The sequence below is a fragment of the Streptomyces maremycinicus genome, assembly GCF_001184025.1.
In the GTDB taxonomy this organism is placed as follows: Bacteria; Actinomycetota; Actinomycetes; order Streptomycetales; family Streptomycetaceae; genus Streptomyces; species Streptomyces maremycinicus.
Genome location: NZ_BBYG01000018.1, coordinates 149175 through 162923 on the forward strand (window position 1 = coordinate 149175; position 13749 = coordinate 162923).

Below are 13749 nucleotides of genomic sequence, written 5' to 3' on the forward strand. Positions count from 1 at the left end.
ACGCGTGGCACGTGGCCGGAGCGGCGCACTAGGCTCCTGCGCTTCGGTGTCGAAGGGGGCACCAAGGGTGACTAGCGGGCGAGGAGGACGGTTGCCTTGGGATCGGCGCGGTTGTACGCGGCCGTCGCGGCGGGGGGTTTCAGAAGGTACGCGACGTATCGGGTGGCCACGGCCGCGGGGGTGTTCACCAACACCGTTTTCGGCCTGATCCTCGTCTACACATATCTGGCGTTGTGGGACGAGCGGCCGCACCTGGGGGGCTATGACCAGGCGCAGGCGGTCACCTATGTGTGGCTGGGACAGGCGCTGTTCGCGACGCTGGCGATCCAGGGCGGCGGTTTCGAGACCGAGTTGATGGAGCGGATCCGCACGGGGGAGGTGGCCGTCGACCTCTATCGGCCGGCGGATCTCCAGGCGTGGTGGCTGGCGAGCGATCTGGGGCGGGCGTTGTTCCAGCTGCTGGGCCGCGGGGTGCTGCCGTTCGTCTTCGGGGCGGTGTTCTTTCCCACGGCGCTGCCGCTCGATCCGGTGACCTGGCTGGCCTTCGGGGTGACCATCGCGCTGGCGATGGTGGTCAGTTTCGGGATCCGGTTCCTGGTGGCGCTGAGCGGGTTCTGGCTGATGGACGGCACGGGCGCGGTGCAGGTGCTGATGGTCACGGGGATGTTCTTCTCGGGGATGGCGCTGCCGCTCAACGCGTTTCCCCGGCCGCTCGGTGACATCGTGACGCTGCTGCCGTGGTCGGCGCTGCTCCAGATGCCCGCCGACGTGCTGATGGGGCGGACGGATCCGCTGCCGGCGTTCGCCTTCCAGGCGGGCTGGGCGGTGGTGCTGCTGGCGGTGGGGCGGCTGGTGCAGGGAGCGGCGACGCGGCGGGTGGTGGTGCAGGGTGGGTGAGGCCGGCCGGCTGGTGGAGGGACTGCGGGCCTATCGGCTGATCGCGGGGATGTGGATCCGTTCGACGCTGGCCTACCGGGTGTCGTTCGCGCTGACCGTGGCGGGTGGTCTGATGGTGACGGGGCTGGACTTTGTCGCGATCTTGCTGATGTTCTCGCAGGTGGACGTGCTCGGCGGGTACACGCTGCCGGAGGTCGCGTTCCTGTACGGGTTGTCGGCGACGTCGTTCGGGCTGGCGGACCTGGCGATCGGCTCGGCGGGCCGGCTGGGCTCGCGGGTGCGGGACGGCACGCTCGACACGCTGCTGGTGCGGCCCGCGCCGGTGCTGGCCCAGGTCGCCGCGGACCGGTTCGCGCTGCGCCGGGTCTCCCGGCTGATCCAGGGCGCGCTGGTGCTGGGCTACGCGTGCGCGGCGCTGGACGTCGCCTGGTCGCCGGTGAAGGTGGCGCTGGTGCCGGTGATGCTGGTGTGCGGCGGGGTGATCTTCTCGGCGGTGTTCGTGGCGGGCGCGGCGTTCCAGTTCGTGGCGCAGGACGCGTCGGAGGTGCAGGCCGCGTTCACGTACGGCGGGCAGACGCTGCTCCAGTACCCGCCGACGGTGTTCGGCAAGGAGCTGGTGCGCGGGGTGACGTTCGTGCTGCCGCTGGCGTTCGTCAACTGGGTTCCGGCTGCCCATGTGCTGGGCCGGCCGTACCCCTTGGGGCTGCCGCAGTGGGCGGCTTCCGCGCCGCCGCTGGTGGCGGTGGCGTGCTGTGCGGTGGCGGGGCTGGCGTGGCGGGCGGGGTTGCGGACGTATCGGAGTACGGGGAGCTGAGGGCGACGGTGTCGAAGGGTGTGACCGTGTCGGAGGGTGTGACCGTGTCGGAGGGGGTGCCGGTGCCGGAGAGCGCGTTCATCGAGGTGGACCGGGTCGAGAAGGTCTTCGACGTGCGCAGGAGGACCGGGTTCCTGCGGCGGGAGCTGCGACGGGTGCGGGCGGTGGACGCGATCTCCTTCACCGTGGCGCGCGGTGAGATGGTCGGCTACATCGGGCCGAACGGTGCCGGGAAGTCGACGACGATCAAGATGCTGACGGGGATCCTCACACCGAGCGGGGGCCGGCTGCGGGTCGCGGGGATCGATCCCTCGCGTGAGCGGTCGCGGCTCGCGCACCGCATAGGGGTGGTGTTCGGGCAGCGTACGACGCTGTGGTGGGACCTTCCGCTGATCGACTCCTACCGGCTGATGCACCGCATGTACCGCATCCCGGACGGCCGTTACCGGGAGAACCTCGACCGGCTGGTCGAACTCCTCGACCTGTCCGCCCTGTTGGACGTGCCGGTGCGCCAGCTGTCGCTCGGCCAGCGGATGCGCGGGGACGTCGCGGCGGCCCTGCTGCACGATCCCGAGGTGCTGTACCTGGACGAGCCGACGATCGGTCTGGACGTGGTCTCCAAGGCGCGGGTGCGGGAGTTCCTGCGCGAGCTGAACTCCGAGCGCGGTACGACGGTCCTGCTCACCACGCACGACCTGCAGGACATCGAGCAGCTCTGCTCCCGGGTAATGGTCATCGACCACGGCCGGTTGGTCTACGACGGCGCGCTCGCCGGGCTGCACGAGGCGGGGGAGAGCGAGCGGACGCTGGTGGTGGACCTCGCGCGGGAGCTGCCGCCGGTCGATGTGGGGGAGGCGGCGCGGGTGGTGAGGGTGGAGGGGCCGAGGCAGTGGCTGGCGTTCCCGGCGTCGGCGTCGGCCGCTCCGCTCGTGGCCCGGATCGCCGCGGAGTACCCGCTGGTGGACCTGTCGGTGCGGGAGCCGGACATCGAGGCCGTGATCGCGAGGATGCTCAGTACGACGACGGACGCCCCGAATTCGCCGCCGGAGCGGGAGACGGACCGGGAGGCGGACCGGGAGACCGTAGTGCCGGGGCCCGGGAACTCGTAGGCTGCTGATATGACCGACGACGCAGCCCCGGGCCTGCCGGATCTCCGTGCCTCCGACGCCGATCGTGAGCGGGTCGCCGAGGTCCTGCGGGACGCCCTCGCGGAGGGCCGGCTCGACATGACGGAGTTCGAGGAGCGGCTGGAGGAGACGTACAAGGCGCGCACCTACGGGGAGTTGGCGCCGATCACCCGGGACCTGCCGGTCGCCGGGGTCACGCCCCCACTGGTGTCGCTGCACAAGGAGCCGCTGGAGGAGGGCGGTTGGGCGGGGCGGATCGTGGGCGGCGAGGGTTCGTCGACCTGGGCGGTGGCCGTGATGTCCGGCTTCCAGCGCAAGGGCCGCTGGACGGTTCCCCGGCGGTTCACCTGCTTCGCCTTCTGGGGCGGCGGGGAGATCGACCTGCGGGAGGCGAACTTCGCCGCCGGTGAGGTCGAGATCAACTGTTTCGCGATCATGGGCGGGATGCAGATCACGGTGCCGCCGGGGGTCGAGGTCGTGGTCCGCGGGATCGGCGTGATGGGCGGCTTCGACCAGCGGGAGACCGGCGTTCCCGGTGAGCCGGGCGCGCCGCGGGTGGTCGTCGGCGGGTTCGCCTTCTGGGGCGGGGTGGGCGTCGAGCGCAAGAAGACGCGGGCCGCCCGGCGGCAGGAGAAGCTGGACCGCAGGGCGGCGAAGCGTGAGCTGCGTTCCTCGTCCCGGGACGAGGAGGGGGAGGCGCACCGCCGGATCCTGGAGGGCCACAAGGACCTCCTGCGCGGGCACGGGCCGGGCCACGGCCGCGGGGCGGCCTCTCGCGAGGAGCGGCGGGAGCGCCGTCACGAGGACTGAGCCGCCGTTCCCGCGAGGAGCGGCGGGAGCACTGCCTTGAGGGGCGGCGGGAGCACTGCCGTGAGGGCCGGCCGCGTCCGTCACAGCCGGGCGGGCGCCGCCCCCGCCAGCTCCGCGAGGTCGACGGTCTCCGCCATCTTGCGGTAGCCCCGGTCGCTGGGGTGCAGATGGTCGCCCGAGTCGTACTCCGGGCGCAGGCCGCGCGGGTCGTAGGGGTCGCGCAGCGCCCGGTCGAGGTCGACGACCGCGTCGAACACGCCGTCCGCCCGGACGGCCCGGTTGATCCGCTGCCGTACGCCCTCGCGGCCGTCGCTCCAGCCGCGGTGGCCGCGGAACGGGGTGAGGGTGGTGCCGACGACCGTGATGCCGTGGGCGTGCGCCCGGGAGACAAGGGTGCGCAGGCCGTTCACGATCTCCTGCGGGTCGGCGAGCCCGGGGTCGCGCAGGATGTCGTTGACACCGAGGTCGATGACGACGGCCTTGACGTTCGGACGGCCGAGGACGTCCCGCTCGAAGCGGTTGACGGCCGAGGCGCCGCGGTGGGAGTCGTCGGTGAGGACCCGGTTGCCGCTGATGCCCTCGTTGACGACGCCGTAGCGGGGAGCGCCCCCGTCGGCGGCGGCGCTCGCCCGCAGCCGGTCGGCGAGGACGTCGGGCCAGCGGCGGTTCGCGCCCGCGGTGGAGGTGACGCCGTCGGTGATGGAGTCGCCGAGCGCGACGACGGTGCCGTCCGCCTCGTTGCTGAGCACGTCGAGGGCGGTCAGGTAGCGCCAGTGGTCACCGGCCGCGGTGAACGGGGCGCCGGAGAGGTCCTCGGTGGACTCGCCGTCGGCGACGTAGTTGGTCTGCCGGGCGTGCGGGTGGTAGGTGACCGGCCCGGCGGAGGTGGGGGAGTAGGTGCTGACCAGGACGTCGGAGTCGGCCGGTACGGCGACGGTCACGGCGTCGCTGACCGTCTGCTCGCCGGCCGGGACGACGACCGTGGTGGCGCCGCCGAAGGTGAGCCGGCGCAGCGTCCCGGGGACCGCGGCCGCGCTCCCGTCGCCGGCCGCGACGGCGAGGGTGGCGTGTGTCACGGTGAGCGGGCCGGTGCCGTGGAGATTGGACAGCGTGACGCGGGCACTCGTCCCGCCGACGCTGGTGTGCACGACGTTGCGGACCGTGCGGCCCGCCATGCCGTCGGCCTCGGTGCCCGGTTCACCGCTGACCGGGGAGGCCGCCCAGGTACCGACCCAGACGCCCGTCGAGACGGGGGCGGCGCTGCCGGGGCCGGGGCCCGCGGCACGGGTGGTCGCGCGGGCGTCGAGCCCGGGACCGTGGTCGGAGGCGACACAGACGTATATGACGGTGGACAGGCCCACGACCAGGGCGATGATCGCCGACAGGAGGGCATAACCGTGTCGCCTGGTCATGCGGGGGTTCTCCTCGGTGAGGGGAGCGGTGCGGCTCCGGGTCATGCGGTGATGCGTGCGGTGCGGCGCTGCGCGCGTGCGGTGACGCGCTCATGCAGTGCGCTCACGCGTCGCGCCCATGCATCGTGCTCATGCGGTCATGCACGCGGTCGTGGGTTCACGCAGGAGTTCACCGTTGAGCTCCCCACCTGAGAGACGCCGGGAACTCTTGTTCCGTTCCAGGAGTCGGTCAAGCAGGGACAATATCTGCGTGCGGGACACGGGTGGCACGGGACGTCGACCGGAACGGATGGCCGGAACGGATGGAACGGATGGATCGTACGGAAGCGGAGCGGCCGGCCGGCATCAAGGCGGCGCGCACGATGACCGTCTTCAGCGCCGCCGACGAGGAGAAGCGGCGCGGGGTGCGCCGGATGAAGCTGACCGCGGCCGGGCTGCTGCTGTTCGTGGCCGTGGTGTACGTCCTCGCCGAGTGGGCCTCCCACCGGGGCGCGGGCCCCTGGGCGGGCTATGTGGCGGCCGCCGCGGAGGCGGGCATGGTCGGTGCGCTCGCCGACTGGTTCGCGGTCACGGCACTGTTCCGCCATCCGCTGGGCCTGCCCATTCCGCACACCGCGATCATCCCGAACAAGAAGGACCAACTGGGCGTCTCGCTGGGTGAGTTCGTCGGGGAGAACTTCCTCTCCGAGGACGTCGTGCGGCAGCGGCTGCGCGCGGTGGGCATCGGCACCCGGCTGGGCGCCTGGCTGGCCGAGCCGGAGCACGCCGACCGGGTGACGGCCGAGCTGGCGACGGCGCTGCGGGGCGCCCTCACGGTGCTGCGCGACTCGGACGTGCAGGCGGTGGTGGGCGAGGCGATCACGCGGCGCGCGGACGCGCAGGAGATCGCGCCGGGCATAGGGAAGATGCTGGAGAGGGTCGTCGCGGACGGCGGTCACCGGCGGGCCGTGGACCTCGTGGTCGCCCGCGCGTACGACTGGCTGGTGCTGCACGGCGACTCGGTGATGGGCGCCGTGGAGGGCGGGGCGCCCGGCTGGACCCCCCGGTTCGTGGACAAGCGGATCGGTGAACGCGTCTACAAGGAGCTGTTGCGGTTCTGCGGGGAGATGCGCGACATGCCGTCCCACCCGGCCCGGGGCGCCCTCGACCGGTTCCTCACCGACTTCGGATCCGACCTCCAGTCCGACACGGACACCCGGGCGCGGGTGGAGCGGCTCAAGGGCGAGGTGCTGGGCCGGGGCGAGGTCCAGGACCTGATCGCGTCCGCCTGGACCGCCGTCCGCTCCATGATCGTCGCGGCGGCGGAGGACGAGCGCAGTGAGCTGCGGCTGCGGGTGCGGGCCTCGCTGCTGTCCCTCGGGACGCGGATGGCCACCGAGCGCAAGGTCCAGGAGAAGGTGGACGGCTGGGTCGAGGGCGCGGCGGTGCACGTCGTGACGACGTACCGGAAGGAGATCACCTCCCTGATCACCGACACGGTCGCGGGCTGGGACGCGGAGCACACGACCCGCAAGATCGAGGCCAACATCGGCCGCGACCTCCAGTTCATCCGGATCAACGGCACGGTGGTGGGCTCGCTGGCCGGCCTGCTGATCTACACGGTGGCCCGCGCGCTCGGGGCGTGAATCGGCCGGCCGGTCGCGTGAACCGGCCGGTCGCGGGCACCCGATCCGCGTGCCGCCCGCTGGGGAGCGTGCCGAGGAGGGAGCCCATGACCAGCGCCGAAGCCGCCGTGCCGACCGAGAGAGACCGTACGATCACCACCGACATCCCCGCCCGTCTCGACCGGCTTCCCTGGTCGCGCTGGCACTGGACCATCGTCTTCGGACTGGGCACCGTGTGGATCCTGGACGGCCTGGAGGTCACGGTCGTCGGGAACATCGCGAGCCGGCTGTCCGAGCCGGGAAGCGGCCTGCCCATCACCTCCGGGCAGGTCACCGGTATCGCGGCCGCGCTGTATGTGGCGGGCGCCTGTATCGGCGCCCTGTTCTGGGGCCGGCTGACCGACAAATGGGGCCGCAAGAAGCTGTTCATGATCACCCTCGCGGTGTATCTGGCGGCCACCGCCCTGACCGCGATCTCCTTCGACACCTGGTGGTTCCTGCTCTTCCGGTTCCTCACCGGCTTCGGTATCGGCGGTGAGTACGCGGCCATCAACTCCGCGATCGACGAGCTGATCCCGGCGCAGTACCGGGGCCGCGTCGACCTGATCATCAACGGCAGCTTCTGGCTGGGCGCGGTCGCCGGTTCGCTGCTGTCGATCGTCGCCCTGAACACGGACATCTTCGCGGCGGACGTGGGCTGGCGGCTGACGTTCGCACTGGGCGCCGTCCTCGCCCTGGTGATCCTGCTCGTACGGCGGCACGTCCCGGAGAGCCCGCGCTGGCTGCTGATCCACGGCCGGGACCGGGAGGCCGAGGAGATCGTCGGCTCCATCGAACAGCAGATCGAGGAGGAGCGGGGGGACCGGCTGCCCCGGGCCGAGGGCGAACTCACCATCCACCAGCGCCGCAGCGTCTCCTTCGTCGAGATCGCCCGCACGGTGTTCTCCTCCTACCGGCGCCGCGCGGTCCTCGGCTTCTCCCTGTTCATCGGGCAGGCCTTCCTCTACAACGCGATCACCTTCGGCTTCGGCGCGATCCTCACCAAGTTCTTCGACGTGCCGAGCGGCAACACCGGCTACTACTTCGCGGTCATCGCCATCGGCAACTTCTGCGGTCCGCTGCTGCTGGGCAAGCTGTTCGACACGGTCGGCCGACGGGTGATGATCTCCTCGACCTACCTGCTGTCCGGTCTGCTCCTGTTCGGCACGGCCTGGCTGTTCGACCAGGGCTCGCTGAACGCGACGACGATGACGGCCTGCTGGTGCGCGGTGCTGTTCTTCGCGTCGGCGGGCGCGTCGAGCGCCTATCTGACGGTGTCCGAGGTCTTCCCTATGGAGACCCGCGCGATGTCCATCGCCTTCTTCTACGCCCTCGGCACCGCGGCCGGCGGCATCAGCGGCCCCCTGCTCTTCGCCGAACTCACCGACACGGGCAAGGTCGGCGACACGGTCCTCGCCTTCTGCATCGGCGCGGCCCTGATGTGCGCGGCGGGTCTGGTGGCGGTCTTCCTGGCGGTCAACGCCGAGCGACGCTCCCTGGAGGACATCGCCCAGCCACTGACCGCGAAGGCGGCGCCGGGGACGGGGTCGAAGTCTCGCGAGACGACGAAGCCGGGTGGTCCGACGCCCGGTGGTCCGACGCCGGGTGGGCCGCGGCAGGCCACCGCCTGACGGTGTGCGGCGGCGCCGGACGCGGGTGAGTCCCGGCGCCGGACGCGGAGGGGTCCCGGCGCGGGGACCCCTCACTCGGCTGGGGGCACGGGCTCGGCTGCGGCTGCGGCTGCGGCTGCGGCCTCTGGCTCGGCCCCGGCTCGGCCCCGGCCTCTGGCTCGGCCCCGGCCCTGGGTTCGGTCTCGGCCCCGGCCTCTGGCTCGGCCCCGGCCCTGGGTTCGGTCTCGGCCCCGGCCTCTGGCTCGGCCCCGGCCCCGGCCCCGGCCCTGGGTTCGGCCCCGGCCCTGGGTTCGGTCTCGGCCCCTGGCTCGGCCCCGGCCTCTGGCTCGGCCCCGGCCTCTGGCTCGTGCCCCGGGCTCGGCCCCGGCCTCTGGCTCGGCTCCGCCCCCGGCTTCCCGCCCCCGCCGGCTCAGCAACAGCAGGCCGCCGGTCAGGGCGGTGAGGCCGGGTGGATAGGAAAACCTGACCGGCTACGCGCCCGTCGTCGACCCCGGCCGGACGATCATCAGGATCGTCACGGTGGCCCACAGCAGGTTGAAGATCCCGGTGAACATGGCCAGCCGAACCGTCGCCTCTCTGGTGCCGGTGCCGGTGCCGGTGGTGGCGTCGGCGCTGGTGGTGGCGCCAGCGCTGGTGGAGGTGTCCGCGCCGGTGCTGGAGCCGGTCGCGGTGCCGGTCTCGGGGTCGGCGTTTCGGCTGGCCTCCGCCCCGGCGCCCGCGCTCTTGCCTGCCCCTGCCCCTGCCCCCGCGCCCTCGACGAGCACCTCCTGCCCGGGCAGCACGAGAACGAGCAGCACGCCCGCGGCCAGCACGGTCAGCACGATCGACGTGATCAGCCAGGGGTCACCCATGACCCCCATCGCGCCGGCCGTGGCGAACCCGAAGACGGGGACGGCGAGGCCGACGGCCGCGTACACCTGGCAGATGCGGTGCAGCAGCCGCACGGTCTCCCCGGCGCGGGCGTCGTCGGGCGCGGCCAGGGCGCGGCGCGCGGCGGGCGGGAACATGCTGGCGGCGACGGTGACGGGCCCGATCGCGACGATCGCGGCGAGGACGTGCACGGCGAGAAGGAACTTGGTCACGCACCGACGCTAGGCGGGACGGGTTCCCCGAAGAAGCGGCGGAAATGCCAGAGGCCGACGGGTTCTCGCCACCGCGCTCCACCAGTTCCCGGCCCACGCCCTGCACGTGCCCCACCCCACCCCCATCACCTCACCCGGACCCGCCTAGGCGTCCAGGCAGCCGCCGGGATCGGCGACCGCCGACAGCCACCGGCAGTCACCGGTAGCCGCTGGCAATCGCCCGTACTCAGGGAGGGGGCCGCGATGGCCGTGATCCGTCGTATGCCTACGCTCTTGCCATGCACACCGTCGCCGTACTGGTCCTGGACGGGGTCGTCCCGTTCGATCTGTCCGCCCCGATCGACGCCTTCGGCTGGCCGCGGCTGCCCGACGGGCGCCCGGCGTACCGGGTCAAGGTCTGCTCGCCGTCCCCCGCCGGGGAGGTGAGCGCGGGGGCGTTCACCGTGCGAGCGCCGCACGGGCTGGAGGCCCTGGCCGAGGCGGACACGATCGTCCTGCCCGGGGTGACGGACCCGCCGGACGAGCTGCCGATCGGCGTCGCGGAGGCCCTGCGGGACGCGGCGGCGCGCGGCACCCGGATCGCCTCGGTCTGCGTCGGCGCGTTCCTGTTCGCCGCGACGGGCCTGCTGGACGGCCTGCGCGCGACGACGCACTGGATCGCCGCGCGCGAACTGGCCGAGCGCTACCCGAAGGTGACGGTCGACCCGAACGTCCTCTACGTCGACAACGGCCAGTTCCTCACCTCGGCGGGCGCCGCCGCGGCCCTCGACATGTGCCTGCACATGATCCGCTCCGACTACGGCTCGGCGGTCGCCGCGCAGGCGGCCAGGATGTCGGTCATGCCGCTGGAACGGGAGGGAGGCCAGGCCCAGTTCATCGTCCACGACCTGCCGCCCGCGCCCGCCGGGGCGACCCTCGAACCCGTGCTGGCCTGGCTGGAGGACAACTGCGGCCGGGAGGTGACGCTGGAGCAGATCGCCGGGCGGGCCGGCATGAGCACCCGCACCCTCAACCGCCGCTTCCGCGAACAGACCGGCACGACGCCGCTGCGCTGGCTGCACCGGGCGCGGGTACGGCGCGCGCAGTACCTGCTGGAATCGACGGCGTACCCGGTGGAACGCATCGCCACCCAGGCGGGTTTCGGCTCCCCGACGGCCTTCCGCGAACGCTTCCGCAAGGTGGTCGGCACCAGCCCCCAGGGATACCGAAGGGCGTTCCGGTCGGGGGAGGGCAGCGGCAGAGACGGGCGATGACGGGGCGGGCGCAGGGGTGGGGAGAGGCCGCGAGAGGGACGGAAAGTGAGGCCGCGACCCGAGAAGTGAAGATCGTATAAGGTGGCGCGCCGTGGCACGCGCAAAGGCGTGAACCGTGGAACGTACTCGGGGGAGACCTACACGTGAACACCGGCAGCCCGGGCCGCTTCGGCGCGCTGCGCACCCTGCCCAACCCGCTCGCCGTCGCCTCGGCACTGGCCGAACCCTCCCGCGCCGACCGGGTGGACGACCCGACGGTGCGCGTCCTGGCCTGGGCCCGGACGGTGGTGGGGCTGGCGGCGACGGTCTGGCTGTTCATGGCGTACCCGCTGCGGGAGGGACGCGAGAAGTTCGTCCTGGACAAGCTGGAGGACCTGCTGATCGGCTGCGGGATCACCTTCGCCACGGCCTTCGTCGCCGTGACGGCGTTCATCGCCACGGCCCGCTCACCGCTCGGCCGGGTGTACGCGCGTCGCCTGCTGGGCCCGCTGCTGACCGTGTTCGCGATCGCGCTCGGTGCCGCGGTGTGCTGGTTCCTGGTCCGGCTGCTGAAGGGCGAGATCATCACGCTGTCCGACTTCGGCTACCACGGCATTCTCTTCAGCATCCTGCTGATCGTGGTCTTCTTCCTCGGCACCCTCGCCTGCGCCGCCGCGCTGCTCCTCGCGATCCCCGTGACCGTGCTGGCCCTGGTGTACGCCTTCAACTCCTGCTTCCGCCTCGGCGACGTCCACGACCTGCTGCCGGCCCTGATCTCCCCGCTGCTGGTCTGGTCGCTGTTCGGCCTGGGCATGGTCGACGACCCCGAGGTGGCCGCCCCGCCAGTCGTCCTCTACGGCTTCCTGGTGGGCGGCCCGCTGTCGGTGACGCTGCTGTCGGTGTGGGAGGTGCGGCGCCTGCGCCGCAGGCACGGGGTGACGCTGCGGTCGGCGCTGGGCCGGTAGCCTCCCCGGCCCCGCCCGACCCGACCCGGCCCGCCCCCGCCTGACCCGCCCCGGCCCGCAGCCCAGGCCGGACGGACCGGCGTCGGCCTCAGCCTCGCCGGTCGGCGACCGCCCACGACGCGGCCGCGACCGCGCCCGCCACGCCGAACACCGACGGCCAGGCGCCGACCTTCTTCGCCAGCGGATGCGACCCCGCGAACGCGGCGACGTACGCGACGGTCAGCGCCCCTGCCGCCTTCCCGCCCGCCTGCCGCCGCCACTGCTGCGCGGCCGCGGCCCCCGCGACGGCGAGGACGGCCCCGCCCAGCGGCCGCTTCCTCGTCCACTGCGCCACGCCGTACCCACCGACCAGCCCACCCGCGGCGATCACCGCACCGGGAACCTTCGCCATGTCTGCCAGCCTGCCTTCTCGTCCGTCCTGTCTGCTGCCGCGAGGCTAACGCGCGACCGTGGCCGCCCGGCAAAACTGAGCCGAGGCCTGTCAAGTCCCCGGGTCCCCGAGCTGCCGCCCGTCCGGGAAGGTCACCCGGCCGCCTGCTCGTCCGCATGAGGCACGTGACGCGCGCCTGAGCCATGCGTGACGCTCGATCGTCCGGTGCCGGATCCTCCGGTACCGGACGGAAGGACTCGGCTGACATACCTCCCGGCCCCGGCGGGCATAGCCCTCTGTGCCAGATCTGCGGCGGGGGGACAGCCGTCGCCATGGACAGGTCCTCTGCCTGGGGGGCGTGGACCGGACAGCGTACGGCGGACGGCGTGCAGTCATCTGGGGGAGGAACTCGTATGAGCACGACTGACGACGGGGAACTGTGCATCTGGGGCCTCGGGCTCATCGGCTACACGCTCGCCGGCGCTCTCGCCAGGGCCGGCCGGCACTGTGTGGTGATGGACGTCGACCCCGAGCGGGTCGCCAGGCTCAACCGAGGCGAACGGCCCTTCCACCATCTCCCCTACCTGCCCGACGACTTCGGTGCCGAGACGCTCCGCGGTGCACTGCGCGCCACCACCGAGGCGGCCGATGTGCTCGAGCCCGGCCACGCCGTGCACATCCTGTGTGTGCCCACCGAAGCCGACGGTGTCATCGACGCGTCCGCTCTGCACGATGTTGTCATGCGCCTGGCGGCAGGTGCGCGGGCCCGGCCGCTCTACCTGATCATCGAGTCGACCATCGCGCCGGTCTGGCTCGACTCCGTGGTCCACCACGTGTTCGGTGAGGCCGGATGGCGGCGTGGCGTGGACTACCACGTCGGGGTGTCCCCGCGCCGGGACTGGCTGACGGACCGGGAGCGCGACATGGCCTCCACGCCGAAGGTCATCGGCGGGGAGGGTCCCGAGATCGTCACGTTGATGAGACGCCTGTACACGGCCGTCTGCGACGAGGTGTTCGAGGCCCGGGACGCCCGGCACGCCGCCATGGTCAAGGTGGTCGAGAACTACTTCCGGTACCGCGACATCCTGCTGGCCAGTGAACTCAGCTTGATGCTGCCGGACTTCGACATGGCGGAGATCCTGCGTCTCGCGGCGACGAAGTGGAACATGGACCTCTACCACCCTTCGTTCGGGATCGGCGGCTACTGCGTCCCCCTCGCCAAGGACTATCTGGGCACGGAGCCGCAGGCTCAGGGTGCCGTGGCCGACTTCGAGCGCGGGGAGAAGGACCTCTTCGCCACGCTTCGCAGGACGGTGTGGCGGCACGGGCCCGTAGGCCGAGCGGCGGTGCTGGGCATCGCGTACGCCCCCGACATGAAGATCCACACACGGTCTCCGTCGCTCGAGCTGATCCATGACATGCGGGAGCGGGGGGTGGAGCTGTACGCACACGACCCGCTGTACCCACCGTCCGAGATCCGAGCGATCACCGGCGCTCGCCCCCTGAGCTTCCCGGGGGATCTGCGGTTGTGCGACACCGTGGTCCTGATGACCGGGCACACGCTCTACCGGACCGTGGACGACGCCACACTGCGGGCGAACCTGGCCGATACAGTGCAGATTTTCGACAACCACGGGACATGGCGGCAAAGGGAGTTCGGCGATGGCACCCGCTACCTTGAGGTGGGCGGCCGGCACTTCTAGATCCGGCTCGCCGACGATCTCCTTCCGGACACGGGCCGCGTCCGGGTACAGAAGACCCAGTAC

12 protein-coding genes are annotated in these 13749 nt (G+C 72.3%); 9 read left to right on the plus strand and 3 right to left on the minus strand.

All coding sequences use genetic code 11. The features are described from left to right. Window positions 1-96 precede the first annotated feature (96 nt). From AOQ37_RS27885 to AOQ37_RS27900, 4 genes are read left to right on the plus strand one after another with little or no spacing between them, the layout of a single operon-like run. Window positions 97-897: an ABC transporter permease gene (locus AOQ37_RS27885; protein ID WP_062648078.1), complete on the plus strand. Its 801-nt coding sequence runs from the start codon at window positions 97-99 to the stop codon at window positions 895-897. A 49-nt stretch (window positions 898-946) separates the two neighbouring features. Next, window positions 947-1711: an ABC transporter permease gene (locus tag AOQ37_RS27890; RefSeq protein ID WP_234437034.1), complete on the plus strand. Its 765-nt coding sequence runs from the start codon at window positions 947-949 to the stop codon at window positions 1709-1711. A 26-nt stretch (window positions 1712-1737) separates the two neighbouring features. Next, window positions 1738-2820: an ABC transporter ATP-binding protein gene (locus AOQ37_RS27895; RefSeq protein WP_374701546.1), complete on the plus strand. Its 1083-nt coding sequence runs from the start codon at window positions 1738-1740 to the stop codon at window positions 2818-2820. A 9-nt stretch (window positions 2821-2829) separates the two neighbouring features. Continuing rightward, window positions 2830-3648 (plus strand): DUF1707 SHOCT-like domain-containing protein, encoded by an 819-nt coding sequence (locus tag AOQ37_RS27900; RefSeq protein WP_062648082.1) that lies wholly within the window; start codon window positions 2830-2832, stop codon window positions 3646-3648. Between the two features lie 80 nt (window positions 3649-3728). Here AOQ37_RS27900 and AOQ37_RS27905 read toward each other — a convergent pair whose 3' ends face one another. Further along, window positions 3729-5060 (minus strand): SGNH/GDSL hydrolase family protein, encoded by a 1332-nt coding sequence (locus AOQ37_RS27905; protein ID WP_062648084.1) that lies wholly within the window; start codon window positions 5058-5060, stop codon window positions 3729-3731. Window positions 5061-5362: 302 nt separating this feature from the next. Here AOQ37_RS27905 and AOQ37_RS27910 point away from each other — a divergent pair, with 302 nt between their 5' ends. Further along, the gene (locus AOQ37_RS27910; RefSeq protein WP_062648446.1) at window positions 5363-6685 is read left to right on the plus strand and encodes a DUF445 domain-containing protein; all 1323 of its coding nucleotides are present in this window, start codon (window positions 5363-5365) and stop codon (window positions 6683-6685) included. A gap of 86 nt (window positions 6686-6771) precedes the next feature. Further along, window positions 6772-8334, plus strand: coding sequence for an MFS transporter (locus tag AOQ37_RS27915; protein ID WP_062648086.1), 1563 nt, complete (start codon window positions 6772-6774; stop codon window positions 8332-8334). 470 nt (window positions 8335-8804) lie between these two features. Here the strand turns inward: AOQ37_RS27915 and AOQ37_RS27920 are convergent, their stop codons facing one another. Beyond that, window positions 8805-9416 (minus strand): hypothetical protein, encoded by a 612-nt coding sequence (locus tag AOQ37_RS27920; RefSeq protein ID WP_062648088.1) that lies wholly within the window; start codon window positions 9414-9416, stop codon window positions 8805-8807. Window positions 9417-9694: 278 nt separating this feature from the next. Here AOQ37_RS27920 and AOQ37_RS27925 point away from each other — a divergent pair, with 278 nt between their 5' ends. Together AOQ37_RS27925 and AOQ37_RS27930 are read left to right on the plus strand one after the other, a co-directional pair. Then, a complete protein-coding gene (locus AOQ37_RS27925; protein WP_062648089.1) occupies window positions 9695-10669 on the plus strand; it encodes a GlxA family transcriptional regulator in 975 nt (324 codons plus the stop codon). Between the two features lie 143 nt (window positions 10670-10812). Next, the gene (locus AOQ37_RS27930) at window positions 10813-11613 is read left to right on the plus strand and encodes a hypothetical protein (RefSeq protein WP_062648090.1); all 801 of its coding nucleotides are present in this window, start codon (window positions 10813-10815) and stop codon (window positions 11611-11613) included. An 88-nt stretch (window positions 11614-11701) separates the two neighbouring features. Here the strand turns inward: AOQ37_RS27930 and AOQ37_RS27935 are convergent, their stop codons facing one another. Then, window positions 11702-12004, minus strand: a complete 303-nt coding sequence (locus AOQ37_RS27935; RefSeq protein WP_062648091.1) for a hypothetical protein — start codon at window positions 12002-12004, stop codon at window positions 11702-11704. Between the two features lie 392 nt (window positions 12005-12396). On the opposite strand from AOQ37_RS27935, the gene AOQ37_RS27940 reads away from it, so the two are divergent. Then, a complete protein-coding gene (locus AOQ37_RS27940) occupies window positions 12397-13686 on the plus strand; it encodes a UDP binding domain-containing protein (RefSeq protein ID WP_062648092.1) in 1290 nt (429 codons plus the stop codon). The last annotated feature ends 63 nt before the right edge of the window (window positions 13687-13749 follow it).